The 25,743-nt window shown below is 68.0% G+C and carries 29 protein-coding genes; 14 read left to right on the plus strand and 15 right to left on the minus strand.

Translation table 11 applies throughout. The annotated features are described in order from the left end of the window. The first annotated feature begins 56 nt into the window (after nt 1-56). Together AC07NN_RS21340 and AC07NN_RS21345 are read left to right on the plus strand one after the other, a co-directional pair. The gene (locus AC07NN_RS21340) at nt 57-407 is read left to right on the plus strand and encodes an MbcA/ParS/Xre antitoxin family protein (RefSeq protein WP_494645558.1); all 351 of its coding nucleotides are present in this window, start codon (nt 57-59) and stop codon (nt 405-407) included. 5 nt (nt 408-412) lie between these two features. After that, nucleotides 413-907: an RES family NAD+ phosphorylase gene (locus AC07NN_RS21345; RefSeq protein WP_494645560.1), complete on the plus strand. Its 495-nt coding sequence runs from the start codon at nt 413-415 to the stop codon at nt 905-907. A gap of 817 nt (nt 908-1,724) precedes the next feature. On the opposite strand, the gene AC07NN_RS21350 is transcribed toward AC07NN_RS21345, so the two are convergent. Then, entirely contained in the window at nt 1,725-2,642 is a 918-nt protein-coding gene (locus AC07NN_RS21350; protein ID WP_494645562.1) for a 5'-methylthioadenosine/S-adenosylhomocysteine nucleosidase, read from the minus strand. Nucleotides 2,643-2,797: 155 nt separating this feature from the next. Here AC07NN_RS21350 and AC07NN_RS21355 point away from each other — a divergent pair, with 155 nt between their 5' ends. Then, nucleotides 2,798-4,834 carry an ATP-binding protein gene (locus AC07NN_RS21355; RefSeq protein ID WP_494645564.1) on the plus strand — a complete coding sequence of 679 codons (2,037 nt, stop codon included), beginning with the start codon at nt 2,798-2,800 and terminating at the stop codon, nt 4,832-4,834. Between the two features lie 81 nt (nt 4,835-4,915). Then, nucleotides 4,916-5,293, plus strand: coding sequence for a response regulator (locus AC07NN_RS21360; protein WP_494645566.1), 378 nt, complete (start codon nt 4,916-4,918; stop codon nt 5,291-5,293). On the opposite strand, the gene AC07NN_RS21365 is transcribed toward AC07NN_RS21360, so the two are convergent. The 3 genes from AC07NN_RS21365 to AC07NN_RS21375 are packed head-to-tail and all read right to left on the minus strand — an operon-like array spanning nt 5,290 to nt 7,678. Continuing rightward, the gene (locus AC07NN_RS21365) at nt 5,290-5,919 is read right to left on the minus strand and encodes a hypothetical protein (protein ID WP_494645568.1); all 630 of its coding nucleotides are present in this window, start codon (nt 5,917-5,919) and stop codon (nt 5,290-5,292) included. The genes AC07NN_RS21360 and AC07NN_RS21365 overlap by 4 nt on opposite strands. Next, nucleotides 5,919-7,196 (minus strand): metal-dependent hydrolase family protein, encoded by a 1,278-nt coding sequence (locus AC07NN_RS21370; RefSeq protein ID WP_494645570.1) that lies wholly within the window; start codon nt 7,194-7,196, stop codon nt 5,919-5,921. The genes AC07NN_RS21365 and AC07NN_RS21370 overlap by 1 nt, the downstream gene beginning before the upstream one ends. 44 nt (nt 7,197-7,240) lie before the next feature. After that, nucleotides 7,241-7,678 carry an acetyltransferase gene (locus tag AC07NN_RS21375; RefSeq protein WP_494645572.1) on the minus strand — a complete coding sequence of 146 codons (438 nt, stop codon included), beginning with the start codon at nt 7,676-7,678 and terminating at the stop codon, nt 7,241-7,243. Nucleotides 7,679-7,798: 120 nt separating this feature from the next. Between AC07NN_RS21375 and AC07NN_RS21380 the strand changes: the two genes are divergently transcribed. Then, nucleotides 7,799-8,479 (plus strand): RDD family protein, encoded by a 681-nt coding sequence (locus tag AC07NN_RS21380; protein ID WP_494645574.1) that lies wholly within the window; start codon nt 7,799-7,801, stop codon nt 8,477-8,479. Between the two features lie 50 nt (nt 8,480-8,529). Here AC07NN_RS21380 and AC07NN_RS21385 read toward each other — a convergent pair whose 3' ends face one another. The 3 genes from AC07NN_RS21385 to AC07NN_RS21395 all read right to left on the minus strand — a co-directional run bounded on the left by AC07NN_RS21385 (nt 8,530) and on the right by AC07NN_RS21395 (nt 11,293). After that, the gene (locus AC07NN_RS21385; protein WP_494645576.1) at nt 8,530-10,023 is read right to left on the minus strand and encodes a phosphomannomutase/phosphoglucomutase; all 1,494 of its coding nucleotides are present in this window, start codon (nt 10,021-10,023) and stop codon (nt 8,530-8,532) included. Nucleotides 10,024-10,124: 101 nt separating this feature from the next. Continuing rightward, nucleotides 10,125-11,081, minus strand: a complete 957-nt coding sequence (locus tag AC07NN_RS21390) for a KpsF/GutQ family sugar-phosphate isomerase (RefSeq protein ID WP_494645578.1) — start codon at nt 11,079-11,081, stop codon at nt 10,125-10,127. Continuing rightward, nucleotides 11,081-11,293 carry a hypothetical protein gene (locus tag AC07NN_RS21395; RefSeq protein ID WP_494645930.1) on the minus strand — a complete coding sequence of 71 codons (213 nt, stop codon included), beginning with the start codon at nt 11,291-11,293 and terminating at the stop codon, nt 11,081-11,083. Before AC07NN_RS21395 ends, AC07NN_RS21390 begins: the two co-directional genes overlap by 1 nt. A 137-nt stretch (nt 11,294-11,430) precedes the next feature. On the opposite strand from AC07NN_RS21395, the gene gpmA reads away from it, so the two are divergent. The 3 genes from gpmA to AC07NN_RS21410 all read left to right on the plus strand — a co-directional run bounded on the left by gpmA (nt 11,431) and on the right by AC07NN_RS21410 (nt 14,850). Beyond that, the gene (gpmA, locus tag AC07NN_RS21400) at nt 11,431-12,144 is read left to right on the plus strand and encodes a 2,3-diphosphoglycerate-dependent phosphoglycerate mutase (protein WP_494645580.1); all 714 of its coding nucleotides are present in this window, start codon (nt 11,431-11,433) and stop codon (nt 12,142-12,144) included. 82 nt (nt 12,145-12,226) lie between these two features. Continuing rightward, nucleotides 12,227-13,486, plus strand: a complete 1,260-nt coding sequence (locus tag AC07NN_RS21405) for a pentapeptide repeat-containing protein (protein ID WP_494645581.1) — start codon at nt 12,227-12,229, stop codon at nt 13,484-13,486. Between the two features lie 98 nt (nt 13,487-13,584). Beyond that, entirely contained in the window at nt 13,585-14,850 is a 1,266-nt protein-coding gene (locus AC07NN_RS21410; RefSeq protein ID WP_494645583.1) for a pentapeptide repeat-containing protein, read from the plus strand. 154 nt (nt 14,851-15,004) lie between these two features. On the opposite strand, the gene AC07NN_RS21415 is transcribed toward AC07NN_RS21410, so the two are convergent. Further along, complete coding sequence (locus AC07NN_RS21415) at nt 15,005-15,463, minus strand: Hsp20 family protein (protein WP_494645585.1); 459 nt, start codon at nt 15,461-15,463, stop codon at nt 15,005-15,007. Between the two features lie 234 nt (nt 15,464-15,697). Between AC07NN_RS21415 and AC07NN_RS21420 the strand changes: the two genes are divergently transcribed. The 5 genes from AC07NN_RS21420 (at nt 15,698) to AC07NN_RS21440 (ending at nt 19,521) form a co-directional block, all read left to right on the plus strand. Beyond that, nucleotides 15,698-16,534, plus strand: coding sequence for a class I SAM-dependent methyltransferase (locus AC07NN_RS21420; RefSeq protein WP_494645587.1), 837 nt, complete (start codon nt 15,698-15,700; stop codon nt 16,532-16,534). 61 nt (nt 16,535-16,595) lie between these two features. Further along, a complete protein-coding gene (locus AC07NN_RS21425; protein ID WP_494645589.1) occupies nt 16,596-17,492 on the plus strand; it encodes a class I SAM-dependent methyltransferase in 897 nt (298 codons plus the stop codon). Next, nucleotides 17,489-18,136, plus strand: coding sequence for a DUF2987 domain-containing protein (locus tag AC07NN_RS21430; RefSeq protein ID WP_494645591.1), 648 nt, complete (start codon nt 17,489-17,491; stop codon nt 18,134-18,136). Before AC07NN_RS21425 ends, AC07NN_RS21430 begins: the two co-directional genes overlap by 4 nt. A gap of 88 nt (nt 18,137-18,224) precedes the next feature. After that, nucleotides 18,225-18,533 carry an SCP2 sterol-binding domain-containing protein gene (locus tag AC07NN_RS21435; protein ID WP_494645593.1) on the plus strand — a complete coding sequence of 103 codons (309 nt, stop codon included), beginning with the start codon at nt 18,225-18,227 and terminating at the stop codon, nt 18,531-18,533. Between the two features lie 7 nt (nt 18,534-18,540). After that, nucleotides 18,541-19,521: an alpha/beta fold hydrolase gene (locus AC07NN_RS21440; protein WP_494645594.1), complete on the plus strand. Its 981-nt coding sequence runs from the start codon at nt 18,541-18,543 to the stop codon at nt 19,519-19,521. Here the strand turns inward: AC07NN_RS21440 and hisN are convergent. Continuing rightward, the gene (gene hisN / locus AC07NN_RS21445) at nt 19,496-20,347 is read right to left on the minus strand and encodes a histidinol-phosphatase (protein WP_494645596.1); all 852 of its coding nucleotides are present in this window, start codon (nt 20,345-20,347) and stop codon (nt 19,496-19,498) included. The genes AC07NN_RS21440 and hisN overlap by 26 nt on opposite strands. Nucleotides 20,348-20,389: 42 nt before the next feature. Then, nucleotides 20,390-20,785 (minus strand): helix-turn-helix domain-containing protein, encoded by a 396-nt coding sequence (locus tag AC07NN_RS21450; RefSeq protein ID WP_494645932.1) that lies wholly within the window; start codon nt 20,783-20,785, stop codon nt 20,390-20,392. A gap of 117 nt (nt 20,786-20,902) precedes the next feature. On the opposite strand from AC07NN_RS21450, the gene AC07NN_RS21455 reads away from it, so the two are divergent. Next, a complete protein-coding gene (locus AC07NN_RS21455; protein ID WP_494645598.1) occupies nt 20,903-21,847 on the plus strand; it encodes a lysophospholipid acyltransferase family protein in 945 nt (314 codons plus the stop codon). Here the strand turns inward: AC07NN_RS21455 and AC07NN_RS21460 are convergent. The 5 genes from AC07NN_RS21460 to gcrA all read right to left on the minus strand — a co-directional run bounded on the left by AC07NN_RS21460 (nt 21,844) and on the right by gcrA (nt 25,718). Further along, nucleotides 21,844-22,356 carry a response regulator gene (locus AC07NN_RS21460; RefSeq protein ID WP_494645600.1) on the minus strand — a complete coding sequence of 171 codons (513 nt, stop codon included), beginning with the start codon at nt 22,354-22,356 and terminating at the stop codon, nt 21,844-21,846. The genes AC07NN_RS21455 and AC07NN_RS21460 overlap by 4 nt on opposite strands. 133 nt (nt 22,357-22,489) lie before the next feature. Continuing rightward, nucleotides 22,490-23,341 carry a M23 family metallopeptidase gene (locus AC07NN_RS21465; protein WP_494645602.1) on the minus strand — a complete coding sequence of 284 codons (852 nt, stop codon included), beginning with the start codon at nt 23,339-23,341 and terminating at the stop codon, nt 22,490-22,492. Next, complete coding sequence (locus tag AC07NN_RS21470) at nt 23,326-23,541, minus strand: DUF2093 domain-containing protein (protein WP_494645604.1); 216 nt, start codon at nt 23,539-23,541, stop codon at nt 23,326-23,328. The genes AC07NN_RS21465 and AC07NN_RS21470 overlap by 16 nt, the downstream gene beginning before the upstream one ends. 27 nt (nt 23,542-23,568) lie before the next feature. Further along, the gene (xseA, locus tag AC07NN_RS21475; RefSeq protein ID WP_494645606.1) at nt 23,569-25,101 is read right to left on the minus strand and encodes an exodeoxyribonuclease VII large subunit; all 1,533 of its coding nucleotides are present in this window, start codon (nt 25,099-25,101) and stop codon (nt 23,569-23,571) included. Nucleotides 25,102-25,193: 92 nt separating this feature from the next. After that, nucleotides 25,194-25,718, minus strand: coding sequence for a cell cycle sigma 70 cofactor GcrA (gene gcrA / locus AC07NN_RS21480; RefSeq protein WP_494645608.1), 525 nt, complete (start codon nt 25,716-25,718; stop codon nt 25,194-25,196). Between the last annotated feature and the right edge of the window lie 25 nt (nt 25,719-25,743).

Genomic DNA, 25,743 nt, shown 5'->3' on the forward strand with positions numbered 1-25,743 from the left:
GCCACATGAATTGACGCCATATTCGTCATTCTGAGTGGCAATGAAAGGTCATCGCCATGGGCTTGGCCAAATACGCCGACGACGGGTTCTTCGCGCCGCGCAAGATTGCGGATGTCCTTCGCACGACCAGCGAGGAGGTCGCCCGCACGGCGGGGCTGGGCCGGGACGCGGTCCAGCGTCAGGAGCGCTCCCGCTCGCCCAAGACCCAGCGCCGCCTGCGGGAGATGGTCGAGGTCATCAACAAGGTCGAGCCGCGCTTCGGCTCGGAACTGATCGCCTACGCCTGGTATCGTTCCGAACCGCTGCCGGGCTTCTCCGGCCAGACGGCGATGCAGCTGGTTCGTGAGGGTCGCATCGACGAGGTGCTGGACTATGTCGACGCCGTCGACGCCGGCGTCCACGCCTGATCGGGATGTACCGAGGGCTTCTCTATCGTGCCTTGAACCCGGTCTATGCCGGCGAGCCGCTGTCCGGTCGCGGCGCTGAGCTCTACGGCGGCCGCTTCAACGCCAAGGGAACGCCGGCGCTCTATGCGTCCCTCACCATCCAGACGGCGCTGCGCGAGGCCAATCAGGTCGGGTCCCTGCAGCCCACGACCCTGGTCTGCTACGACGCCGAGATCGAGCGGGTGTTCGACACGCGCGACGCGGCCGCCCTGGTCGCCCATGCGATGGACGCCGACGCCTTGGCCGACGCCGGCTGGCGGGAGCAGATGCGAAAGCACGGCGAGGCGAGAACCCAGGCATTCGCGCGTAGCCTGGCCGCCGCCGGCTATCAGGGCTTGCTGGTCAGGAGCTACGCGCGCGGCGCCGGGGCCGACGACATGAACCTGGTGCTGCTGTCCTGGGGCGCTGGGCCGCCGTCGCGCCTGACCTTGATCGACGACGAGAAGCGGTTGGGCGGTTGAGCACAAGGCTTGGGCGGAGTGTGCGCATTCCCTCTCTCTGAGAGAGAGGGAGGGGCCCGCCGCGTAGCGGTGGGAGGGTGAGAGGTTTCACCGCCAGCCGTTCAGCCCACCACCCCAACAACCGTCATTCCCGCCCCTGTGGCGGGAACCCCTGGTTCAGCTGACACGTGAGATGCAAGCGGACTGCTGAGCAGTCCGCCACCCCTGCACCTGCGGCGGATAGAGGGGTTCCCGCCACGGGGGCGGGAATGACGGGAGTTTATGGGGATTGGCGGGCGTCTATCCTCGGAATTCGCCGCCCAAATCCCAACAAATCCAACCGCTTCTCACTTTTACGCCCCCGCCAATCATCCGCGCTCAAACCCGTCGCACAATCATAGCCATCCCCGTCGCGGGGGAGGGCGTTTGGATCCGGCCCAAAACGGCGGCGGGGCTAGGTTGAGCGGGGCCGCTGGCGGCTCCCGGAGGCTCGAAGGTCGTCGCATCCTCCAAGAGGATAGGCAGGCGATCGGGTTAGCGCCGGGATCAAGCCGACAGCGGAGCGACAGGGCGGTGATCGTACAAGCCGCCTATCGTGGATCGTCGGGGTCGAGACGGATGTAGCCGATCGACTTGGTCCGCGCCCGTCCGGGGGTAAACGGGGACCCGAGCAGACAACGCTCACGCCTCCCGACCTCACGGGCAAGAACAGCCTGGCGGAGCGGTCAGCGAGCCGAAACACACAAACCACTTACGGTCCCCGGGTTCGCCCGGCCGCTCCGTCGCCTCCCCACACGCCTTCAGCGGTCAGGCCGCGTGAAGTCGGGACGCCATGAGCCTAGTTCGGCAGCGCTTTCACGAACGCCTTCACCACGGTCGCGGAATTGTCCGAGGCCAGGGCCATGAAGGTGTGCATCTCGTTGGCGCCCGCGCCGCCGCCGGCCAGGTCCGACAGGCTGCGGAAGGCGATGAACGGGGTCTTGTTGACGAGAGCCACGTGGGCGACGGCGGCGCTCTCCATGTCGACCACGCGGGCCTCGAAGGTCGCGCGCAGATACTTGCGGTAGGCGGCGTTGTCGAGGAACACCGGGGCGGAGACGCCGTTGCCGCCGACCACCACCTTCGGCGGATGTACCAGGCACTTGTCGGCCGCGCAGCGTTGCAGGGCCACCTGGGCGGCGACCTTGCGGGCGGTGTCCAGCAGCGCCGGATCGGTGGGGAACCACACGCGAGCCGGGGCCGAGAGGTCCGTTCCGGGCAGGATGATCGCCCGCGGATAGATCATGCCGTAGTTGGCCAGAGCGCTGTTGCGGATGCTGGGCGAGACTTCGAAGCCCTTGTCGGTCTCGCGGGCGAAGGCGCTTTCCAGGTTCTGGGCCCATTGGTCGGCCACGACGACATCGCCGATGTCCAGGCCCTCGTCGACACCGCCGGCGATCCCGGAGAAGACGATGCGGGTGATGTTGAAGCGATCCAGGGCCATCTGGGTGGTCATGGCCGCGTTGACCATGGAGACGCCGCTCAGGAACACCACGACCGGCTTGCCCTCCAGCGTGCCGGTCATGAACCCCACGCCGTTGACGTCGTAGGCCTTCTGGTCGCCGGTCGCCGCGTTCAGGGCGCCGATCTCGGGCGGGAAGGCGGAGATCACCGCCACGCGCGGGGTTTCGTCCAGGCGCTGGGCCAGGGCCGGCGACACGAACAGGAACAGGCTGGCCAGGACGAGGGCGGCCAAGGGGGGAGCGGACAGGCGCATGGCGACTCCAGGGAGAGTAGAGCCTGCTTAGCGCCCAGCGCGCGTAGTCCCAAGCGGCGATGCGTATGGGAAACGCCAAGCTTCACCGATTGTTCGAGCCGCACGCCGAGTCAGTCGATAGTGCTATGATTGACGCAACGACAGCGTGGAAGACGATGGACGACCGCCCAGATTCCAGGACCGGCTCGAACCGCCTCGGCGCGTTCGCGGCGGCGTTCGGTCTGGGTCTGGCGGTCTTCGTCCTGGCCTATGTCTGCATCGATCTGCCCAGGCGTATCGGCTACAACGCCCCGCTCTGGCTGGCCAACGCCGTCGCCCTGACCGTCCTGTTGCGCAGCGAGACCCGGCGCTGGCCGCTGCTGGTGGCCTTCGCGGCGACCGGTACGCTGCTGGCCAGCCTTTATCTGAAGGCGACGCTCCTGCTGGGGCTGGGCCTGATGCTGGCCAATGTCTCCGAATACGTCTTCTGCGCCTGGGTGCTGCGACGGACCGCGGGATCCACCATCAACATCGGCCGTCCGCGCGACCTGGGCCTGCTGGCTCTGGTCGCCGTCTGCGGCCCCCTGATCTCGGGCCTGATCTCGACGGCGACCTTCGCGGCCATGGGCTGGGGCAGCCTGCCGATGCGGGCTGTGAGCTGGGTCATCGCCAACGCCCTGGGATTGATGCTGATCGTCCCCTGCCTGCTGGCGCTGAGCCAGGCGCGCGACCTGCTGGCCGAGCGTCCCCTGCAGCGCCAGGGCTGGATCGCCCTGGCGGCGCTCGGGGCCGCCGCCCTGCTGGTGTTCGGCCAAAGCCGCTATCCGCTGCTCTTCATCATTCCGCCGCTGTTCGCCTTCGTCGCCCTTGAGCTGGAGGTGCTGGGCGCGGCCGTCGGCGTGGTCATGGTCGGAGCCATGGCGGTGGTGTTCACGGCCATGGGCATGGGGCCCGTCGGCTTGATCGCCAGGGATCTGACCGAGCAGTCGCTGTTCCTGCAGCTCTTCCTCGTCGTGGCCATCTTCTCGTCGCTGCCGCTGGCCTCGACCAGCGCCCAGCGCCGCCGGCTGAAGGCGCAGGCCGAGGAGGCCGCCCACGTGAAGGCCGAGTTCCTGGCCAATATGAGCCATGAGCTGCGCACGCCGTTGACCGCCGTTTTGGGCTTCACCCAGCTGGTCGAGCAGCAGCCTGAACTCAGCGACGAGACGCGCGCCTACGTCCAGCGCGTCGCCAATGCCGGCAAGGCGCTGCGGGCCACGGTCAACGACATCCTGGATTTCTCGAAGCTCGAGGCCGGCCAGGTCGACATCAAGCCCCAGCCCATGTCGCCCGCCGACCTTGCCCGCGAGGCGGTGGAGCTGTTCGCGGCCCAGGCGCGGGACAAGGGCGTGGTCCTGCGGGCCTCGGGCCTGGCCAACCTGCCGCCGCTGGTCGAGGCCGACCCGGATCGCCTGCGGCAGATCCTGCTGAACCTGATCGGCAACGCCGTGAAGTTCACCGACAACGGCGCGGTGATCGCCACCGTCCGCTTCGACGCGCAGGCCTCGCGCCTGTCCTTCGAGGTCTCGGATACTGGACCAGGTATCGCCGGGGAGCAGGCCGGTCAGCTGTTCCAGCGCTTCTCGCAAGTCGACGGCGCCTCCGCCCGCAAGTACGGCGGCACCGGTCTTGGCCTGGCGATCTGCAAGGGGCTTGTCGACGCCATGGGCGGCCGGATCGGCGTCGAGAGCACCGTCGGGACCGGCTCGCGCTTCTGGTTCGAGATCCCGACCCGGGTGGCCGAAGCGGTTCCTCTGGCCGAGGCCTCGGAGGTTCGCACCAACCTTCCGGAAGGCTGCCGCGTGCTGGTCGTCGACGACAACCCGGCCAACCGCCATCTGGCCAGGGCCATCCTCGCCCCGTTCGGCGTCGACCTGGCCGAAGCCACGGACGGCGACGAGGGCGTGGCGGAGGCGGAGGCGCGAGGCTTCGACGTCATCCTGATGGACCTGCGCATGCCGCGCGTGGACGGCCGGACCGCGGCGAAGCAGATTCGCGACGGCCAGGGTCCGAACCGGCGCACGCCGATCCTGGTCTTCTCGGCCGACGCCTCGGTTCTGCCGACCGACGACCTGTTCGCCGGTCATGTCGCCAAGCCGCTATCGGCCATGGGTCTGATCGAGGCCATGGCGACGGCGATCGGGGCGCGGGAAGACCTCCCGGAGACGGTCTGAAGCGCGCGTGGCGTTTGACGTCCTACCCATCTTGGGCTTTACCGCTCGAACAGTGTTCTTGCTCCGGCGGTTTCCCGGTCGATGTCCCAACGCGTTCCCCTGATCTATGTCGCCGATGACGACGAGCCGACGCTCGAGCTGATCGAGGCCTTCCTGAGCCGCGACGGGCTGGAGGTCGTCGGCTTCGCCAGCGCGGACAAGCTGATGGCGGCGGTCCTAGTGCGCCGACCGGACGCGGTGCTGCTGGACGTGCGGATCCCGGGGCAGAGCGGGTTGGACGCGCTGCGGAGCCTCAAGGAGTCCGAGCACGCCGATATCCCCGTCCTGATGCTGACGGGCGATGGGCGCCTCGACCGGATCGTCCAGGCCATGCAGCTGGGGGCGCGGGGCTACGTCATGAAGCCGTTCGACGGTCCCAAGCTGGTCGGCGAAGTGCGGGCGATGTTGAAGCCGATCTAGCCGACCAGGTTTCGGAACCAGGCCAGCACATTGCTCCACCAGGCCATGAAGTTATCGACAAGACCGGCCGCCTTGGGCGCGGGCTTGGGCTTGACCTCGACCGGCACGAACCAGCTGGGCGCGGCCGGCGGGGCGCAGTTCATCCGCATGCCGACGCCCTTCAGGTAGCCGCGCCGCACGCCCCCGGACTGGATGGCCTTGGCCACCGCCTTGTCGTGCCTGGAGGCGCCCGTCAACCTGCGGATCCAGTTGCGGAACGGCAGCACGTCCCGCGTCGTGTCGCGCACCCCGGCCACGCCGGCGCCATAGGCCGCGTCGGCGACCTTCTTGCCCTTGGAGCGGTTGTCCGGCGGCGGGGCCTCGTCGAGGTCTGGACCGAGGGCCGCGTCCAGCCGGCCGATCTCGGCGGCGATCGGCTCGCAGCGGGTCAGGCCGGTCACGTCGTAGGGATCGGTCACCGCACGCTGCAGCACCGGTGGGATCGACTTCTGCTTGAGGTTCAGGTCCTCCAGCGGCGCGGCGGCCGCGTCACGGAAAGTGTCGTGCTGCTGCATCGTGCCTTGGTCAGTCTGGGCCAAGGCGGGACCCGCGAGGGCGAGCAGCAGGAGGGCAGGCGCGATCCGCATCACGGCCGCCGGACCACTTGGCCGCCCTTCATGACGAAGACGACGTCCCTGGTCGCCTCGATCGCCTGGGTCGGGTCGCCCTTCACGGCGACGATGTCGGCGAGATAGCCGGGCTTCAACTGGCCGAGATCGTTGGCGCGGCCCAGCACCTTGGCGTCGACGGCCGTGGCGGCCAACAGGGCCTGGGTCGGCGTCAGGCCTTCCTTGACCAACCAGACCAGTTCGCGGGCGTTGTCGCCGTGCTTGAAGACGCCGACATCGCTGCCCATGCCGATGGTGACGCCGTTCTTCACGGCCAGCTTGAAGGCGCGCTCGGCGTTGTTCATCGCGGCGGTCGGCGGCGTCTTGCCGGCGACATAGCCGCCGAAATAGGTCGAGGTGCTCTCGACCGCCGTCAGGGTGGGGAAGAACACCACGCCCTTCTCGGCCATCAGCTTGAAGGTGGCGTCGCTGCCGCCGTAGCCGTGCTCGATGGTGTCGACGCCGGCCAGCACCGCCCGGCGCATGCCCTCGTCGCTGGAGGCGTGGGCGGCGACCGGCCGTCCCGTGGAGTGGGCCGTCTCGACCAGGGCCTTCAACTCCTCGAGGCTGAAGGTCGGCTGGGTCGAGCCGTCGGGGCCGATCCGGTAGTCGGCATAGACCTTGATCCAGTCCGCCCCGGCCCCGGCCTGCTCGCGCACGGCCTTGATCACCTCGGGGACGCCGCTGGCCTCCTGGGCGCCCTGGGGTAGGTCGGCCTCGGGATTGTAGTTCTTGCGGGCGGGGCCGTAGGTGTTGGTGGCGACGATGGCGTTGGTGGCCACGAACAGGCGGGGACCGGGGATCAGCCCGTCATTGATCGCCTTGCGCAGGGGCACATCAGCCGCGCCGACGCCCTCGGTGCCCAGGTCGCGCAGGGTGGTAAAGCCGGCCTCCAGCGTCGTCTTGGCTTGCACCGCCGCCCGCAAGGTGCGGTAGGTCGGCGTCTCCTTCAGCACCTGATCGTCCCACAGGGTCTCGTTGTAGGGGTGCAGGAAGAGGTGGCTGTGCAGGTCCATCAGGCCCGGGATCATCGTCGCGCCCGGCAGGTCAATGACATCTGCGCCGGCGCCGTCGATCTGGGCGAGAGGGCCCACGGCGGCGATCTTGCCATCCTTGACCAGCACGGCCCAGCCTTCGTGCGGCGGACCGGCGTTCTCGGCCGTCCAGACCCGCGCGGGCTTGATCAGCACCGGCTGGGCGGCGACCGCGAGGCCGGGTGACAGGATCAGGGCAAGGGCGGTGAGAAGACGGCGCATGGGCGACTCGCGAAGGAACGCCAAGCAGCTAAGCCGAATTCGCCTCAGACGCCAAAGCGCAGATGGATCAGCGGATAGGGGCGACCTTGGCCGTCAGTGGCCGACCAGCCCGTGCGCTCGAAGCCCATGTGCTCGTAGAAGCCGACCGCCTGGGCGTTCTGCTCGTTGACGTCGGTGCTCAAGGTCGGATGCACCGCCAGGGCGTAGTCGATCATGATCGCGCCGACGCCGGCCCCGCGATGCTCGGGATCGATGAACAGCGCCTCCATGTGGCCGTCGGCGATGAGCATGAAGCCGATGGCCCGGTCACGGTCGTCGACGGCCAGGGTCATGGTTGCATAGGGCAGGAAGGCCTCGACTTCGCGGCCGATCGCGGCGCGGTCTTCGGGCGCCAGGAAGTCGTGGGTCGCATCGACAGCGGCGGCCCAGATTTCCACGACACGGGCGCCGTCTTCGGGGCGGGAGGGGCGAAGCTTGATCATCCGGCGAGGTCTAGCGTGGCCACAGTTTTCGCACCAGCCGCGCGGAGATCGCGGCCTTACGTCCCAGGGTTGACTTTGCCGTGCGAGTCTTCGACCTCTGGCCCGTCGGGGAGAGATGGCATGAAGCGCAGTTGGGTTCTGGCCTCGGTCATAGGACTGGTATTGGTGTCGATGATGTTTGGGGCGTCCAGCGTCATGACCGACCAGTGTGTGAACGGTGCCTGCGTGATCGTGGCCAAGACGACGCCCGTCGGCATCGTGGTGGCTGTCGGCTTCCTGTTGCTGTTGATCTCCCATCGCCCGCGCCCCTCAACTGACGTTCCAGGCCTGCGGGTGTGGCTGCGGGCGCGCCTCGGCGCGTTCCTGATCGACGTATTTACGGCAACGGCGATCATCATTCCCATCGTCACGACGCCGGTACTGATCTATGCCGCCGTGATGACGGGATCATTCCAGTGGGGCGTCCAGATCAGTGACCCCGAGTGGTTCGATCACCTGCTCGCGGCGCCCCTCGCGCTGGGCGGGGTGGTCGGCGTCGTCGCCTATTTCTGCGTCCTGCCGAGGCTGGGGCGGCAGACCTTGGGGCAGTACGTGCTGGGCTATCGGGTCAGGCCGATAGAGGGAAGGCGACCGAACTACCTGCTGTTGGGTTTCCTCGGCTTCCTGGGTGTCTGCGTCTGGCCGGTCTCGCTGATCATCGCGGCTACCCGGCCTGATCGCGAGTTCTGGTGGAGCCGGGCCGTCGGCGTTCACGCCCAGAGCGTTGTTGAGATCTCGGCGCAGGAGGTTCCGGCGCAATAAAAAGGCCGGAGCTTTCGCCCCGGCCTTGGTCTGACGGGCGCCAGGCCCGGTCAGATCTCCTGATTGTACTTGCCGACCCGGGCGCCCAGGCGCGGCTTCACTTCCTGGTGGAACAGGGCGCGCATGTCGTCCTCGGAGCTGGTGCTCTCGACCACCACGACCACCTCGGGCTTGTTCGACGAGGCGCGGACAAGGACCCACGAGCCGTCTTCCAGGTGGACGCGCACGCCGTTGACCGTGATCACTTCGACGATCTTGCGGCCCAGGATCGAGCCGCCGGCGGCGAACAGGTCCTCGTATTCCTTCACCACCTCCGCCACGACGCCGTACTTCTTCTCGTCGTCGCAGTGCGGGCTCATGGTCAGCGAGGTGAAGGCCACCGGCAAGGCCTTGCGCAGGTCGCTGAGCTTCTTGCCGGGGTTGCGGTCCAGCATGGCCAGGACGGCGGCGGCGGCGGTCAGGCCGCAGTCATAGCCATAGCCCAGCTCGCCGTTCATGAAGAAGTGGCCGCTCTTCTCGAAGCCGGCCAGGGCGCCCAGTTCGGCGCTCTTGCGCTTGATGTAGCTGTGGCCGGTCTTCCAGTAGACGACCTTGCAGCCGTGCTGCGCCAGGATCGGGTCGGTGGCGTAGAGGCCCGTGGACTTCACGTCGACCACGAAGGTCGCGCCGGGGTGCAGCGGGGCCAGGTCGCGAGCCAGCATCAGGCCGATCTTGTCGGCGAAGATCTCCTCGCCCTCGTCATCGACCACGCCGCAGCGGTCGCCGTCGCCGTCGAAGCCGAAGGCCAGGTCCGCGCCGTGCTCACGGACGGCATGGGCCATCTCGTGCAGCATCTCCACGTCTTCCGGGTTCGGATTGTATTTCGGGAAATTGAAGTCCAGGTCGGTGTCCATCGGCACCACGTCCGTGACGCCCATCTTCTGCAGGGCCTCGACCACGAAGGCGCCGGCCGTACCGTTGCCGCAGGCCGCGACCACCTTCAGCGGGCGCTTGACGCTGGCGCGCTTGGCGACGTCGTCGATGTAGCGCTGGGCCTCGCCCTGGACGCGGATCAGCTTGCCGCCGTCACGCTCGACGAACTGGGCGCCCAGCACGATCTCTTTCAGGCGACCCATCTCGTCGGGGCCGAAGGTCAGCGGCTTCTGAGCGCCCATCTTCACGCCGGTCCAGCCGTTCTCGTTGTGGCTGGCGGTGACCATGGCCACGCAGGGGATGTCGAGGTCGAACTGGGCGAAATAGGCGGTCGGCGACAGGGCCAGGCCGATGTCGTGCACTTCGCAACCGGCGCTCAGCAGGCCCAGGATCAGGGCGTTCTTGATTGAGGTCGAGTACGAGCGGAAGTCGTGGCCGACCACGATCTTCGACTGACCCAGCTCCTGGATGTAGGTGCCCAGGCCCAGGCCCAGGGCCTGGACGCCCAGCAGGTTGATCTCGGGGCCGAACAGCCAGCGCGCGTCGTACTCGCGGAAGCCGGTCGCCTTGACCAGGGCTTCGTTTTCGTAGGCCGCGGTGTTGGGGACGAGATCGGCGCGGGGGGAGAACATCGAGAACTCGCTTTACGTTTCGGGGAGCCGGTTTAGCCGTCTCTTGAGCAGACGACCAGCACGGCTTCATGACAGCATACGGAGGAAGTGCGGGGCCGAGCCTAGATCACGCCCGCGCGCAGCAGGTCGTGGACATGCAGGACGCCGACGGGCCGGTTGGCCTCGACGACGAAAAGGACGGTGATCCGGCGCTCGTTCATGACCTTCAGCGCTTCGGCCGCCAGGGCGCCGGGGGCGATGGTCAGGGGCGAGCGGGTCATGACCTCGCCGGCCGTGTGCGTCAGCAGTCCGTCCATGTGGCGGCGCAGGTCCCCGTCGGTGATCAGACCAGCCAGATGGCCCGCGCCGTCGACAACGCCCACGGCGCCGAAGCGTTTCTCGCTCATCACCAGAAGCGCGTCGGACATCGAGGCTTCGGCGCCGATCAGCGGCAGTTCGGCATCGCCGTGCATCAGGTCGCCGACCGTGCGCAGCATGGCGCCCAGCTTGCCGCCCGGGTGGAAGACCCGGAAGTCGCTGGCCGTGAAGCCGCGACGCTCCAGCAGGGCCACGGCCAGGGCGTCGCCCAGGGCGATCTGCAGCGTGGTCGAGGTGGTGGGGGCGTTGACCTCGGCCGTGCCTTCGGGCGCGTCGGGCAGCAACAGCAGGATGTCGCCGGCCTGGCCCAACGGGCTGCCGGCCTCGGCGGTCATGGCGATCAGCGGGATCGAGAAACGCTTGGCGTAGGCCAGGGTGTCGGAGAGCTCGCGCCCGGCGCCCGATTTCGACAGGGCCAGCACCACGTCGTCGGGACCGATCATGCCGAGGTCGCCGTGGCTGGCCTCGGCGGGATGCACGAACATGGCCTGGGTCCCGGTCGAGGCCAGGGTGGCGGCGATCTTGCGCGCTACGTGGCCGGACTTGCCCATGCCGGTGCAGACGATCCGCCCCTTGGCGTCGAACATCGTCTCGACGGCTCGGGTGAAGGCCTCGCCCAGCGAGTCGGACATCGTCCGCAGGGCGTCGGCCTCGATGCTCAGCACCCGGCGGCCGACGGCGACGGCGTCGAAAGCGCTCATTATTGGATCTTGCTCGCGGCCTCGACGGCCTTCTTGGCGGTCTCGTCGCGGCGGCGCGCGGCGTCCTTTTCCTTCTGGATCTTGGCTTTCATCTCGGGGGTCTGCTGCACCGGCACATGGCCGAACGGACCCCAGGAGCGGTCGCCCTGGCCTTGCGGCCAGACGAGGGAGAAGGTGATCAGAGCCAGGGCGATCAGCCCCATGAGCGGCATGAAGATGCGATCAGGCATGGCCCGCCTATAGCACGGGTGAGCGTTTGGGGGAGGGGCGTTCAGGGTTCCTGGCTTGACGCTGCGTCTTCCTGGCCTTAGCCCGCGCCTGACATTCCCCGATCTACGAAGGAAGCCCGATGCCGACGCTCGTCCTGCTCCGCCATGGCCAAAGCCAGTGGAACCTGGAAAACCGCTTCACGGGCTGGGTCGACGTCGACCTGACCGCCGAGGGCGAGGCCCAGGCCCGCAAGGGCGGCGAGCTGATCAGGGACGCCGGCATCCAGATCGACCACGCCTTCACCTCGGTCCAGACCCGCGCCATCCGCACGGGCAACCTCGCTTTGGACGCCGCCAAGCAGAGCTTCGTGCCGGTGACCAAGGACTGGCGCCTGAACGAGCGCCACTACGGCGGCCTGACGGGCCTGAACAAGGCCGAGACCGCCGAGAAGCACGGCGAGGCCCAGGTCACGATCTGGCGCCGCTCGTACGACGTGCCGCCGCCCGAACTGGCCCCGGGCGGCGAGTACGACTTCAGCAAGGATCGCCGCTACAAGGGCGCGACCCTGCCGTCGACCGAGAGCCTGGCCACGACCCTGGTCCGCGTGCTGCCCTACTGGGAAAGCGACATCGCCCCGCATCTGAAAGCCGGCGAGACCCTGCTGATCGCCGCGCACGGCAATTCGCTGCGCGCCATCGTCAAGCACCTGTTCAACGTGCCGGACGACAAGATCGTCGGCGTCGAGATCCCGACGGGCAATCCGCTGGTCATCGAGCTGGACGAGCAGCTGAAACCGACCAGCGTTCGCTATCTGGACGCGAGCCGCGCCGAAGCGCTGCCGTCGATTCCCTAAGCTCGACCGGAAGCTGTTGGAAACACGACGTTAATTTTGGTCTGCGCATGGTGATCCCAACCATTGGGATTCCACGCGCACGATGAGCGTCGCTACACCGACAGCACAGGACTACAAGCGTTTGACGCAGCATGACGTAGACGTCATCTGCGCCAAGCACGATCGCCTGTGGTCGGCCCGCATGGGCGGGGCCCGCGCCGTGTTCGCCTTCTGCGACCTTTCCGGCCTGTCCCTGACGGGCCGGAACCTGTGCGACGCCGACTTCACCGGCGCGATCATGGTCGCCTGCGATCTGCGCAAGACCAAGCTGGACAACGCCAACTGCTACGGCGCCGACATGCAAGGGGCGGACCTGACGGACGCCAGCTTGCGCCGCGCCGACCTGCGCGGCTCCAGCCTGCGCGGGGCGAACCTGACCGGCGCCGACATGTTCGAGGCCGACCTGCGCGAAGGCACGATCGCCGCCGCCGACCGCAAGGAAGGCTACAAGGTCATCGAGCTGACCCAGCGCGAGGCCTACGCCAGCGGCGCGAACCTCTCGGGCGCGAACCTCGAGCGCTCGCGCCTGTCGGGCATCGTGGCGACCAAGGCCGACTTCAGCGACGCGATCCTGAAGGACGCCAAGCTGGTCCGCGCCAACCTGAAACAAGCCAATTTCAACGGGGCCAACCTGGCCGGCGCCGACCTTTCGGGCGCCAACCTGGCCGGGGCCGACCTGCGCAACACGGTCCTGGTCGGCGCCAAGACCATGTCGTGGAACATCAACGACACCAATCTGGACGGGGCCCTGACCGACAAGCCGTCGGGCACCAGCGTTTCGGATATGCCCTACGAGCAGATGATCGCCGACCACGCCAAATGGATCGAGACCGGCGGCGCCCAGGGCAAGCCGTCGGTGTTCGACAAGGCGGACCTGCGGAACCTGCGGTCGATCCGCGGCTACAATCTGACGGCTCTGTCGGCCAAGGCCGCGGTCTTCTACGGCCTCGACATGGAAGGCGTGCAGATGCAGGGCGCCCAGCTGGAAGGGGCGGACCTGCGGGCCTGCAACCTTCGCCGCGCGGACCTGCGCGGCGCCCGGCTGAAGGGCGCCAAGCTGACGGGCTCGGACCTGCGGGACGCCCAGTTGGGTCCGCTGCTGATCGCCGCCGATCGGGTGCTGCCGGTCGACCTGACCGGCGCCATCCTGGCCAATGCCGACCTCGCCCGCGCCGATCTCCGCCAGGCGCGGATGGCGGGGGCGGACGTGTCGCGCGCCAATTTCACGGGCGCGCAGTTGAAGGACGTCGAACTGACCGGCGCTATCCGTCTGGGCGCGCGAGGGCTCGACGACGTCATTTGAGAAAAACGCGACAATCGGACGCAGGCTTAACGGTTCGCTCGTCCCTCGTCGCTACAGTCCGCGTATCTGAGGAAAGAACCTAGCGGGAGCTAATCGTTATGGAGGCCGCGCAAAGCGTGGCTGGGCGTCGCCGCCTAAGCCAAGCCGAGCTCGACATGATCGTAACGGCGCACGAGAAATTCGTTACCGGCAAGCAGGGGGGCAAGCGAGCTTCCCTACGCTTCATGCAGCTGTCGGGCCTAGATCTGTCGTTCCGAAACTTGACCGACGCGGACCTGTCCGCCTCGATCCTGGAAGGCTGTCGCATGGTCCGCACCAAGCTGGACCGGGCCAGCCTGTTCGGCTGCGACCTGCGCAAGAGCGACATGCGCCAGGCTTCCCTTGTCCGCGCCGACCTGCGCGGCGCCTGCCTGCGCGGCGCGAACCTCGCCCAGGCCGACCTGACCCAGGCCGATTTCCGCGAAGGCCAGATCGCCATTCCGCACCCCCGCAAGGGCCTCGACACCCTGCGCCACGAGACGCGCCAGGGCGAGGTCGACGAGGTCAACTTCTCGGGCGCCACCCTGGACGGCTCGCAGTTCGAAGGCGTCTCGGCGTTCAAGGCCGACTTCAGCGACTGCTCGCTGCGCGGCGCCAAGCTGTCGGGCGCCAACCTCAAGGAAGCCAATCTGGTCGGGGCCATCCTGGACGGCGCCGACGTGAAGGGCGCGAACCTGGAAGGCGCCAACCTGTCTGGCGCCGTCATGGCCGGCGTCGACACTTCGACCGCTCGGACCAGCGGCGCCCACATGGCCGGGGCCCTCGTCGCTTCGACCCGCGAGGCGATCTCCAAGGCCGAAGAGCTCTACAATCGCTGCGTTGACAACCAGCGCTGGTGCCAGACCGGCGGCAAGGAGGGCCAGGCGGCCCGTCTCGACGGCGAGGACCTGCGTCCACTCGGCGGCAAGCTGAAGGGCCTGCGCATGACGGCCATGAGCGCCAAGGGCGCCTGCATGGTGGGTCTGGACCTGTCCGGCGCTCAGTTGCAGGGCGCGAACCTGCAGAACGCCGACCTGCGCGCGGCCAATCTGCGCGGGGCCGACCTGCGCGGCGCCAAGCTGACCGGCGCGAACCTGACCAAGGCGGACCTGCGCCAGGCCTATCTGGCCCCGCTGCCGCTGGGTCCGGGCCGCTTCACCCCGACCAACCTGGCCTCGGCGCGCATGCGCTACGTCATGGGTCAGGTCTGCGATCTCAGCGAGGCGGTGCTGGACGGCGCCGACCTGCGCGGTGCGGACTTCACCGGCGCGCGCGTGGCCAAGGCCAGTTTCCGGAACGTCGACCTGAATCAAGTCCAGGGCCTGGATTTTTCCGCGCCGGGCTAGGCGAACCTTCCTCCGCATCCTGTGGCTTCACATCGTCCCGCGCTTGTCGCGGGATGATGCGTTTTGGGCGCCTGCGGACACGAAAAAGGCGGCGTCTTGCGACGCCGCCGAAGTCGGGATCAGAGGGGGAGAACTACAGAAACGAGGTCGCGGGTTAGGCGGCCTTTTCGCCTTCGATCAGCGGCGCGGCGACGGTCTTGATCTCGACCGTGCGCGGCTTCAGGGCTTCCGGCAGTTCACGCTTCAGCGCGATCGACAGCAGACCGTTCGACAGATCGGCGTCGACCACCACGAGGTAGTCGGTCAGCTGGAACTTGCGCTCGAAGTTACGCTCGGCGAGCCCGCGGTGCAGGTACTGCTTGGCGTCGCCGTCGTTGGCGGCCTTGCGGCCCGTGACGGTCAGCAGGTTTTCCTTCACCTCAACGGTCAGTTCTTCCGGCTTGAAGCCGGCCACCGCGATCTCGATGCGGTAGTCGTTCTCGCCAGTGCGTTCGATGTTGTAGGGGGGATAGCCCGAGGCCGCTTCGGTGCGGGCGGCCGCGTCCAGCTGGTCGGCGAGGCGGTCGAAGCCGACGAGCGAGCGGTACAGGGGCGAAAGGTCGATCGTACGCATAGATTTAGATCCTTCTCATCAAGCAAGGTCTTTGAATGTTCGTCCCGTCGGTGACCCGAAATCGGCATCGCCAGGTGGTCCGGAAGGCCCGGGTTTCCAGCGCCTTCGTGAAACTAGTTGGTGAGCCGATTTCGGCGTTCAAGGGCTTGCGAACTCATCGAACGTGAATCGTTTGACGCACCGGCGACCACGGCTAAGGTCCCGACCTCCGTAACGCCGAAGGACACGTCTCCCATGCCGCTTCGCCGCCACGTCCTGTTGCTCGCCGCCGCCGTCAGCCTCTCCGCGACCGCCGCCTTCGCCTCCACCGATCCGGCCCTGAAGGCCGCCGTCGCTTCGCCCACGCGTCCCGCCGGCGACGTCGCCCGCGACGGCGCGCGCCATCCGGTCGAGAGCCTGTCGTTCTGGGGGCTCAAGCCCAAGCAGACCGTCATCGAGATCTCGCCCGGCGGCGGCTACTGGACCGAGATCCTGGCGCCCTACGCCAAGGCTACTGGCGGCACCTACATCGCCGGCGTCGCCGACCTCTCGAACCCGAAGATCTCGGAAGGCGCCAAGAAGGGCCGCGCCGACTTCGAGGCCCGGTTCGCCGATCCGACCAAGTACGGCAAGCCGCAGTACGTGAACTTCGGCGGTCAGTCGGGCCCGCTGGGCGCGCCGGGCTCCGTCGACCTCGTCCTGACCGCCCGCAATGTCCACAACTGGACCGGCGCGCCGGGCATGGCCGACAAGGTGTTCGCTGATTTCTTCGCCGTGCTGAAGCCGGGCGGCCTGTTGGCCATCGAGGACCATCGCGCCGATCCGCGCGCCCAGAAGGACGCCGACGGCTACCTGAACACCGCCACGGTGATCGCCCTGGCCGAGAAGGCCGGCTTCAAGCTGGACGCCCAGTCCGAGATCAACGCCAACCCCAAGGACACCAAGGACCACCCCTTCGGCGTCTGGACCCTGCCGCCGACCAAGCGCTCGGCACCGGCTGGCCAGCCGGCCAATCCCAGCTTCGATCGCACCAAGTACGACGCCATCGGCGAGAGCGATCGCATGACCCTGCGCTTCCGCAAGCCCGCCTGATCCTGGCCCGCCCGACTTTGGTCAAGGTCGGCGGTCAGCCTGCCTGGCGCGTTACGGGGGAATGATGGCTTCCAGTCTGCAGTGGTCGAGGCGAGGAGTCCTGGCGAGCGTCGGCGCGCTGGGACTGACCGCCTGCGGCAAGAAGAACGATCCGGCCAAGGCCGAGGCCGAAGCGGCCAAGAAGGTCGGCCCGAACACCATCGAGGCGGCCGTGGCCGGCGACTGGCGCCTGCCCGCCGACCGCGCGCGCGACATCTGGCGTCACCCCGTCGAGACCCTGAAGTTCTGGGAGCTGAAGCCCGGCCAGACCGTCGTCGAGTTCTGGCCCGGCGCGGGCTGGTACACCGACATCCTGGGCCCGTTCCTGGCCGATACGCGCGGCAAGCTCTACGAGGCCGTGCTGGAAACCAACGACCCGTCGGATCCGGCCGCCGCGGAGATCGTCGAGGCCTATCGGCGCAAGCTGGGCGACAAGAAGAAGATCTACGGCGATGTGGCCTTCACAGCGTTCGGCCCGACCAGCGGCCCGGTGGCGCCGGCGGAGACGGCCGACCTCGTCGTCTTCCTGCGCAACCTGCACAACTGGATGGCCGGCGGCGTCGCCGAGAAGGCCTTCAAGGACGCTTTGGCGGCCCTGAAGCCTGGCGGCATCCTGGGCGTCGAGGAGCACCGGGGCGAACCCGGTCGCGTGCAGGACGTGCTGGCGGCCGACGGCTACGTCCAGCAGGACTACGTGATCCAGATGGCCAAGGAGGCCGGCTTCGTGCTGGCCGGGACCAGCGAGATCAACGCCAATCCCAAGGACACCAAGGACCATCCGTTCGGCGTCTGGACCCTGCCGCCCACGCGCCTGTCGGCGCCGCGCGGCGAGCCGGCCGAACCGGGCTTCGACCACGCCAAGTACGACGCCATCGGGGAGAGCGACCGCATGACCCTCAAGTTCGTGAAGCCGAAATGAGGGCCGCGCTGATCCTGGCGGCGGCGCTGGCGACAGCCGCCACCCCGGCCCTGGCCGAGAAGATCGCGCCGGCCAGCAAAGTGCTGCCCTACCTGGACAAGTTCCTGAAGGTGCCGTCGGCGGAGCGCACGCGGATCAAGCTGACCTACGGCCTGAAGCGCGAGGGTAAGCCTGCCTCCAACCTCGCGGTCTTCCTGGTCGAAAAGAGCGGCAAGCGCACGCCACTGCCTATCGATGGCGAGGGTCGTTTCGAGCGCTTGCCGACGATCGCGCAGCTCGACGGCGATCCGGATCTGGCCCTGGACGTGCCGCCGGACGCCAAGATGGGCGTGTCGATGAACTTCGAGACCAACCTCAAGCCCGGCGCCGAGTATGACGCGCGCGAGCTGACCGCCACCGTCAACGAAGCCAATACGGTCATCGGCAAGGCCGCTGGCCCCATGGCGTTCATGGCCCCGAAGATGACCGGCGTCGCCTTCCCGAAGGCCGGCGGCGGGACGATCGTGTTCGGCGACGGCCACGCCGCGCCGCTGCCCGAGACCAAGGACACCCCATATTTCCGACCCGCCGATCACAAGGGCGCCGTACGGGTAAAGTTGACAAATACGCCAACTAAGGTCGGCTTCTACGACGGGAAGAAATAGACCCTGGGTCGTCTGAACGGTGTTTACTTAACCGAGCGGCCCGGTCTAGCTATCCGTAACTGACAACGCGCAGAGGGAGATCGCGCTCATGGCCACGCTTCAGGAAATCACCGATCGCATCAAGGGCGCCGTGGGCGACGACAGCGGTCTCGGCAAGAGCCTCAAGTTCGACCTGAAGGACGCCGGCGTCATCCACATCGATGGCGGCTCGGTCACCAACGAAGACGCTCCGGCTGACCTGACCATGACGCTCAGCCTGGATGACCTGCTGGCCATTGGCGCCGGTTCGCTGGACCCGACCATGGCCGTCATGACCGGCAAGCTGAAGCTGTCGGACATGGGCGCCGCCATGGCCCTGCAGCCGAAGATGGGCGCTCTGTTCGCCAAGATGCGCTAAGCCGACGATGATGGAGCCGGCGTTTCTGGTCTCGATTCCCGAGGCTCCGGTTCCCGCTTCAGGCAAGGCCGAATGGTTTAGCGGCGCGGATGGGGCGACCCTCCGCGCCGCGACCTTTTTTCCGAACGGCCCGGCCCGGGGGACGGTGGTGCTCAGCCCCGGCCGCAGCGAGCCGATCGAGAAATATTTCGAAGTCGTCGAGGACCTCCTCGCGCGCGACTTCGCCGTGCTGATGCACGACTGGCGAGGGCAGGGGCTGTCGGCCCGAGGCCTTCCCGACCGCCACAAGGGCCACGCCCAGGGCTTCCAGACCTTCCTATCCGACTACAAGGCGCTGCTCGACACGTTCGAGGCGCGCATGCCCAAGCCGTGGATCGCCATGGCCCACTCGATGGGCGGCTGCCTGACCATGCTGGCCCTGGCCCACGGCGAGACACGGTTCTCGGCGGCGGTGATGTCCGCGCCGATGCTGGGGCTGAACACGGGCGGTGTGCCGCCCTGGTTCGCCAAGCCGCTGTCCTGGACCATGGCGCGCGTCGGCCTGGCCGGCGAGTATGTGCAGACCGCCTACGACCCGCTGACCCAGACCTTCCAGGGCGACGGCCTGACCCACGACGAGAAACGCTACGATCGCTACCAGGCCCAGCTACGCGCCGAGCCTCAGTTGGCGATCGGCGGCATGACCTGGGGCTGGGCGGACTTCGCCATCTCGGCCTGCGCCTGGCTGCGGCGGAGCAAGGGCGTGGAGGCCATCTCGATCCCGGTGACCATCGCCGCCGCCGAACTCGACAATCGGGTGCTCAATCCGGATCAGAAGTCGATCGCCGGTCGCATCCCGAAGGGCCGCTACATCGAGGTCCCGGGCGCGTTCCACGAGATCCTGATCGAGACCGACCCGCGCCGGGCGATCTTCTGGCAGGCCTTCGACGAGACGGTCGATCCCGTCGCGCCGAAAGAGCCGCTTATTTCGCCGAACGCTTCAGACTGACGAGCGCCTCGTCCAGCGGACGACGGTCGCCGGAGATGACCATCTGACCGCCGTTCTGGCCGACAGGTTGGCCGCGCCAGTCGGTGACCAGGCCGCCGGCGCCTTCGATCAGCGGGATGGCGGCCTCGATATCCCAGGATTTCAGGCCGGCCTCGATGACCATGTCCATCTTGCCCATGGCGACCATGGCGTAGGCATAGGCGTCGCAGCCCAGGCGGGCCAGCTTGGCGGCTGCGCGCACCTGTAGCCAGGCGCCGCGCTCGGCCCCGTCGAAGCAGGCGTCGGGATCGGTGGTGGCGATGATGGCGTCGGTCAGGTTCGCGCACTCGCGGACCTTGATGGCCTTCTCCTGGCCGCGCGCGAGCAGGCGCGAGCCGCCGGCATGGCCGACGAACAACTCGCCGATATAGGGCTGGCCGATGGAGCCCAGGACGGGACGGCCCTGATGGCGCAGGCCGATCAGGGTGGTCCACAGGGGCAGGCCGGAGATGAAGGCGCGGGTGCCGTCGATCGGGTCGAGGACCCAGACGAACTCGGCGTTCGGGCGGTCCTCGCCATATTCTTCGCCGATGACGCCGTGCTCGGGATACCGCTCGCTGATCAGCTTGCGGATCGCCGCCTCGGCGCCACGGTCGGCTTCGGTCACCGGGTCGAACGCCGCGTGGGTGTCACGCGGGAGGTTCTTGCCAGCCCCCTTGTCTTCCAGGCCGTGGTCGGCCCGGAACAGCGGCAAGATCGCTCCCGCGGACGCGCGGTTCAGGTCGATGATGAAGGCGTCGAGCGCCGCGAGCCGGTCAGCCGAAAGTGTGCCTGGGGAGAGCGTCATGCGGCGGGTTTAACGTCCCCGCCGACAACGCGCCACAGTAGACTAGGCGTCGGCGTGCTCGGCGCCGCCATTCAGCGACTTGGCCAGGTCCAGCAGGCGACGGCGCGGACGCTCGCCCAGCAGGTAGTAGGCGCGGATCAGGTCCAGCGTCTCCTTGCGAGCGAACATCTCGCCGCCCTCGGCCGCTTCGCCGGCGCCGTCGCGACGGGCGTCCGACAGGCCGTCGTAGAAGTAGCCGACCGGCACTTCCAGCGCCTCGGACAGCTGCCACAGACGGGCGGCCGAGATACGGTTGGCGCCGCACTCGTATTTCTGGATCTGCTGGAAGCGCACGCCGACCGTGCCAGCCAGTTGTTGCTGGGTCAGACCCAGCAGACGACGGCGGCGGCGCAGACGCTTGCCCAGATGCGTATCGATATCGTTGCCCATGGAAGCCAGGCCCCCTAACTGATTACCGACCCGTCCCGAAACGGAACGGCCTGTCCTCACAGCCGCAAGTCGCGTGCCGGGCGAGGCGGCGTTGCGCCTGACGGGCGAGCAAGCCTAGAAGAGGCCATGTCGGAAAAGCGTAGTCCCTGGGTCCAGGACCTGTTGTGGCGGTTGGAAGCGGTAGGCTTCGACCTCTTTATCGGGGCCGTGCGCCTGATGGGCGTGGACCGCGCTTCGGACTTTGGCGGCTGGCTGGGCCGCACGTTCGGCCCTATGAGCGGGGCCCACAAGGTCGCCACGCGCAATCTGAAACTGGCCTTCCCGGAACAGGACACTGCCTGGCACGAGCAGATGCTGCGCGAGCAGTGGGACGGCCTGGGCCGCTCGTTCGCCGAGTTCCCGCTGATGGACAAGATCCTGCCGTCCACCGGCCGGGTCGAGGTGGTCAACAAGGAACGCCTGGCCGAGATCGCCGACAAGAAGATCCCGGTCGTGTTCGTTTCGGGACACCTCTCGAACTGGGAGGTGATGCCGGCCGCCATCGTCGACAGCGGCGTGACCTGCGAGATGACCTATCGCGCGGCCAACAACCCCTATGTCGACAAGCGCATCAAGGACAGCCGCTTCCGCTATGGCGTGCGCCTGTTCGCGCCCAAGGGCGGCGACGGGGCCCGCGAGCTGCTGGAAGGCATGAAGGAGGGCAAGTCGGTCGCCCTCATGAACGACCAGAAGTTCAACAACGGCGTGGCCGCACCGTTCTTCGGCCATGACTCCCGCACGGCGCCGGGGCCTACGCGGCTGGCGATCCGTTTCGGCACGGTGCTGCAGCCGATGTCGGTCCAGCGGCTGAAGGGCGCGCGCTTCCGGGCGGTGGTGCACGATCCGATCGTGCCGCCCAAGACCGGCGACCGTACGGCCGACATCGAGGCCGGTGTGCGGATGATCAACGCCTTCATGGAAGAGCGCATCCGCGAACGGCCGGCCGAGTGGTTCTGGGTCCACCGGCGCTGGCCGAATGAGGTCTATGCGGAATTGGCCGAGCGCGAACGCGCGGCGGCAGCCGGAAGCTAGATCTCCAGCGCCCCGGCGTCCTTCTCCCCGGACCGGCGGAAGGGGCCCTGGTAGTGCGGATCGACGCGACGGCGACGGCAGGGGCCGAAATAGTCCGCCGAGCGGATGAAGGGTCTCTGGTGGAAGATCGTCGTGTTGATCCGGTCCAGCAGCGAGCGGGCCGTCACCGGTTTCACGACAACCTCGGTCACGCCCGCGTCGCGAGCCTCGAACACGCGGTGACGCTCGGCGAAGCCGGTCAGCATGATGATCGGCAGGAACGGGTCGACGCTATCCGGCGAATTGCGGACCAGCTGGGTGAACTGCACCCCGTCCAGCGGGCTCATCTTGAAGTCGACGATAGCGATGTCGGTCTGCCAGTCGCGCAGGATCTGCAGGCCCTCGGCCCCGTCCATGGCTTCACGGATATGTTTGACGCCCACGCCCTTCAGGATCGCCGAAACGATCGACCGAATGTGCTGGTTATCGTCCACCAGCAGAAAGCGCAGTCTTTCAAGCGCCAACGACATGCGCGAGCCACCCCTCCTCAAGGATCTGGGAAGATCAGACCATAGGATCGCTCCCCTTGCGACCGCTAGTCCGATAACGGCGGCATAGCTAGCGAATGATTGGAACTCGCGCCAGGGGCGAATTGGAGGATTTTCAGGCCTTGAAGGGGCCCGCGCCCACCAGCAGCGACGGGTCGAGATTGCGGCCGCGCCACTTCATCCGCCAGCAGAGGTGAGGTCCCGTCGCACGGCCTTCCTTGCCAGTCTCGGCGACCAGCTGGCCCTGCTTTACGTAAGTCCCTGCGGTAACAAGAATTTTTGACAGATGAAGATAGGCGGTGACCAGGCCCTGGCCGTGATCGATCAGCAGCAGGCCGCCCTCGTAGTGCAGCCCTGTTTCGGCGAACGATGCTATGCCACTGGCCGGCGCGCGCACGGGCGTGCCGACGGGTGTCGCGAGGTCAACCCCATAATGGGGACGCTTGGGTTCGCCGTTGAGAATCCGCTGGCCGCCGAAGCGCGCTGAGCGGCGCGCACCCACAACCGGCAGTATGAATCCGTCGCGGAACCCCTCGATATCGGCCTGACTCGCGAATCCGGCGACCTTGCGGACGTTCTCGGCGGCGATCCGTTCCAGCAGGGCGGGATCGCTGGGGTTCACCTGGTCTTGCGCCAGCCCGTCGATGCGTTGGATGTCGAAGTCGCCGGCAGCGATGGTCCGTTCGTCGGCGGCCGAACCGTCCGCCGTGGTGACGGTCAGCTTGCTGGTCGGCGGGGCGTCGCGATCGAAGCCGACCACGAACCAGCCGTCCGCCGAGGCCGTCGTCTGCACCAGGCCGTCAACATCGACGACCGCACGCGGCGCGGTGCGACCGATGGCGAAGCCGCCTTGGACGAACTTGCCGGACAGCGTCAGGCCCGGCGCCGCGGCGCGGGTCGATGAGGCGAAGGCGGCGGAAAGGGGCAGCGCGGCCAGGACCGCGCGGCGGTTCAGGCCTCCTGCCAACGCTTCAGCGCTTCGGCGGGGCTGGCGTAGGCTTCCTGATGCTGGGGGCTCCAGTAGCGCAGGGCGTCCAGCGGGATCTGCTTATTGGTCACGGCGCACAGCACGAAGCGGCCGGGGCTGAGTACGGCGTACTCGCCATCGCCATAGTGCAGGACGGCCAGGCCGTCGGACTTGCCGAGGTCACGATCGAAAGCGTTCATGGGCTCACTCTAAGCCAAATGGGCGTCCTAGAACAGATCGCCCTGGTCGGTCGGCGGCGCGGCCGGCTTCGGGCGAGGCTTCGGCGCGGGCGCGGGAACGGATGTGGGCGTGGGGGGCGGGACGAAGCCGCCTTCGCCGTCGATCACCGCGTCGCGGTCGCCGCTCTTGAACTTCAGGTTCACGCGTTCGCCGGAGACCAGGTCAGCCGCCGAGCGGGCCAGGGTCCCGTCGCCCTTGCGGACCAGGGCGAAACCCAGCTCCAACGGACGCTCGGGGTTTAGCGACTGGCGTAGCTTTTCCAGGCCCGCCAGGCGGTCCACGTCGCGCTGCAGGCGGCGATCCCCCGCCGCGTTCAGGCGCTGCCAGAGGGCGGGCAGGCGGGCGTGCTGGGCGACGCGGTCGGGCGCGCGGCGGGCGGCTAGATCCAGGCGACGGCCAAGGTCGCCCAGGCGCTCGGTCTTGATGGTCCGCTGGCGGCTCAGCACCTCCGGCGTCAGGCGCGCGGTGATCTTGAGCAGCTCTTGGGCATGGACGGTGGTGTTGCGGTGAAGCGCGGCGTCCAGGCGGCCCGAAGCGATGTCGAACCGCTGCTGGGCCAGGGCCAGGATGTCGTCGGGACGGGGCAGGCCGCGCGCGGCGCTGACCAAGCGGGTGCGGCGTTCCTCGATCGTGCGCGAACCGCAGCGGTTCAGCCGGCGATCGAAGTCCGAGATCAGGGCGCGCAGTTCGGCCAGCACCGGCGTCGCCATCTCGGCGGCGGCGGTCGGGGTCGGGGCGCGGCGGTCCGAAACGAAGTCGATCAGGGTGGTGTCGGTCTCGTGGCCGACGGCCGAGATCAGCGGGATGGTCCCCTCGGCCACGGCGCGGGCCAGGCCCTCGTCATTGAAGGCCCAGAGGTCCTCGACCGAGCCACCGCCGCGCGCGACGATCAGGATGTCGGGGCGCGGCACGGGGCCGCCGGGCTGGATGGCGTTGAAGCCCCGGATGGCCGCGCTGACCTGACCGGCGGCCGCATCGCCTTGCACGACGCACGGCCAGACTAGGACCTGGCAAGGCCAGCGGTCGCGGATGCGGTGCAGGATGTCTCGGATGACCGCGCCGGTCGGGCTGGTGATCACGCCGACGACAGCCGGCATCGAGGGCAGGGGGCGCTTGCGGTCGGCGGCGAACAGGCCTTCGTCGGCCAGCTTGGCCTTCAAGCGTTCCAGCTGGGCCAGAAGCGCGCCGACGCCGGCGGCCTCCATGCTGTCGATGACGATCTGGTAGCGCGAGCCGGCCGGATAGGTGGTGATCTTGCCGGTGACGATGACTTCGAGCCCGTGCTCGGGTCGCACGCCCAGGCCCCGGACATTGCCCTTCCAGACGACGCCGTCGATCGCGGACTTGTCGTCCTTGATGGTCAGATAAACGTGGCCGTTGGAGTGGTGCGTGACCTTGCTGAGCTCGCCGCGCAGCCGCACGAAGCCGTAACGGTCCTCTAGCGTGCGCTTCAGGGCGAAGGCCAGTTCGGAGACCGAATAGGGCGGGGCGTTGGAATCGTTCGGCGCGAGGTCCGTCATGCGCCCTATCTAGAACGTCCCCCTCAAATGGAAAATCCCGGGCAGCTGTCGAGCTGCCCGGGATCCGCCGCCTGAGAGACTTATTGTTCTTCTTAGATGTAGCGGCGAAGCGAACGGGCGAGCTCGGTGGCTCCGCCCTTCTTCTTGGTCTGCTGCGGCTGATAGGCCACCCGGGCATGCTCGACGCAGTAGGGGCCTTCCGACGAGCGGCGGCCGCAGAAGGTGAAGCCGTCCGCCGACGGATCGCCGATCGGCCACTTGCACATGTGCGCGCCCAGGGTCAGCACGGTGGCCGAGCCCGGCTCTTCATGCCGGAAGGCCGGCAGCGGCGCCGGAGCGGCGGCCACGGGGACCGACGACGAGGGCGCCTCGACGGGCGTCACGCGGCGCGGCGCCGAGGGCATGGCCTGGGCGGCCGGACGCGCCGGACGCGGAGCCTTGAACGCAGGACGCGCCGGCTGCGAAGGGGCCGCGCGACCCGAGAGGCCCAGACGATGGACCTTGCCGATGACGGCGTTGCGCGTAACGCCGCCCAGTTGTTTGGCGATCTGGCTGGCCGAAAGACCGTCCAGCCACAGCTTCTTCAAGGTCGAGACCCGTTCGTCGGTCCAGCTCATAACCCGCCTCCGCCATCTGACGAGG

Source organism: Caulobacter sp. GW821-FHT09H08 (assembly GCF_059415885.1).

Coding starts and splice junctions, on each gene's coding strand:
- AC07NN_RS21405 (WP_494645581.1), top strand. CDS start 12,227: ATGAGCGTCGCTACACCGACAGCACAGGACTACAAGCGTTTGACGCAG.
- AC07NN_RS21430 (WP_494645591.1), top strand. CDS start 17,489: ATGAGGGCCGCGCTGATCCTGGCGGCGGCGCTGGCGACAGCCGCCACC.
- AC07NN_RS21360 (WP_494645566.1), top strand. CDS start 4,916: ATGTCCCAACGCGTTCCCCTGATCTATGTCGCCGATGACGACGAGCCG.
- AC07NN_RS21410 (WP_494645583.1), top strand. CDS start 13,585: ATGGAGGCCGCGCAAAGCGTGGCTGGGCGTCGCCGCCTAAGCCAAGCC.
- AC07NN_RS21345 (WP_494645560.1), top strand. CDS start 413: ATGTACCGAGGGCTTCTCTATCGTGCCTTGAACCCGGTCTATGCCGGC.
- gcrA (WP_494645608.1), bottom strand. CDS start 25,718: ATGAGCTGGACCGACGAACGGGTCTCGACCTTGAAGAAGCTGTGGCTG.
- AC07NN_RS21470 (WP_494645604.1), bottom strand. CDS start 23,541: ATGAACGCTTTCGATCGTGACCTCGGCAAGTCCGACGGCCTGGCCGTC.
- AC07NN_RS21370 (WP_494645570.1), bottom strand. CDS start 7,196: ATGCGCCGTCTTCTCACCGCCCTTGCCCTGATCCTGTCACCCGGCCTC.
- AC07NN_RS21390 (WP_494645578.1), bottom strand. CDS start 11,081: ATGAGCGCTTTCGACGCCGTCGCCGTCGGCCGCCGGGTGCTGAGCATC.
- AC07NN_RS21385 (WP_494645576.1), bottom strand. CDS start 10,023: ATGTTCTCCCCCCGCGCCGATCTCGTCCCCAACACCGCGGCCTACGAA.
- AC07NN_RS21365 (WP_494645568.1), bottom strand. CDS start 5,919: ATGCGGATCGCGCCTGCCCTCCTGCTGCTCGCCCTCGCGGGTCCCGCC.
- AC07NN_RS21415 (WP_494645585.1), bottom strand. CDS start 15,463: ATGCGTACGATCGACCTTTCGCCCCTGTACCGCTCGCTCGTCGGCTTC.
- AC07NN_RS21350 (WP_494645562.1), bottom strand. CDS start 2,642: ATGCGCCTGTCCGCTCCCCCCTTGGCCGCCCTCGTCCTGGCCAGCCTG.
- AC07NN_RS21375 (WP_494645572.1), bottom strand. CDS start 7,678: ATGATCAAGCTTCGCCCCTCCCGCCCCGAAGACGGCGCCCGTGTCGTG.
- AC07NN_RS21440 (WP_494645594.1), top strand. CDS start 18,541: ATGATGGAGCCGGCGTTTCTGGTCTCGATTCCCGAGGCTCCGGTTCCC.
- xseA (WP_494645606.1), bottom strand. CDS start 25,101: ATGACGGACCTCGCGCCGAACGATTCCAACGCCCCGCCCTATTCGGTC.
- AC07NN_RS21420 (WP_494645587.1), top strand. CDS start 15,698: ATGCCGCTTCGCCGCCACGTCCTGTTGCTCGCCGCCGCCGTCAGCCTC.
- AC07NN_RS21435 (WP_494645593.1), top strand. CDS start 18,225: ATGGCCACGCTTCAGGAAATCACCGATCGCATCAAGGGCGCCGTGGGC.
- AC07NN_RS21455 (WP_494645598.1), top strand. CDS start 20,903: ATGTCGGAAAAGCGTAGTCCCTGGGTCCAGGACCTGTTGTGGCGGTTG.
- AC07NN_RS21380 (WP_494645574.1), top strand. CDS start 7,799: ATGAAGCGCAGTTGGGTTCTGGCCTCGGTCATAGGACTGGTATTGGTG.
- AC07NN_RS21425 (WP_494645589.1), top strand. CDS start 16,596: ATGATGGCTTCCAGTCTGCAGTGGTCGAGGCGAGGAGTCCTGGCGAGC.
- AC07NN_RS21395 (WP_494645930.1), bottom strand. CDS start 11,293: ATGCCGCTCATGGGGCTGATCGCCCTGGCTCTGATCACCTTCTCCCTC.
- hisN (WP_494645596.1), bottom strand. CDS start 20,347: ATGACGCTCTCCCCAGGCACACTTTCGGCTGACCGGCTCGCGGCGCTC.
- AC07NN_RS21340 (WP_494645558.1), top strand. CDS start 57: ATGGGCTTGGCCAAATACGCCGACGACGGGTTCTTCGCGCCGCGCAAG.
- AC07NN_RS21355 (WP_494645564.1), top strand. CDS start 2,798: ATGGACGACCGCCCAGATTCCAGGACCGGCTCGAACCGCCTCGGCGCG.
- gpmA (WP_494645580.1), top strand. CDS start 11,431: ATGCCGACGCTCGTCCTGCTCCGCCATGGCCAAAGCCAGTGGAACCTG.
- AC07NN_RS21460 (WP_494645600.1), bottom strand. CDS start 22,356: ATGTCGTTGGCGCTTGAAAGACTGCGCTTTCTGCTGGTGGACGATAAC.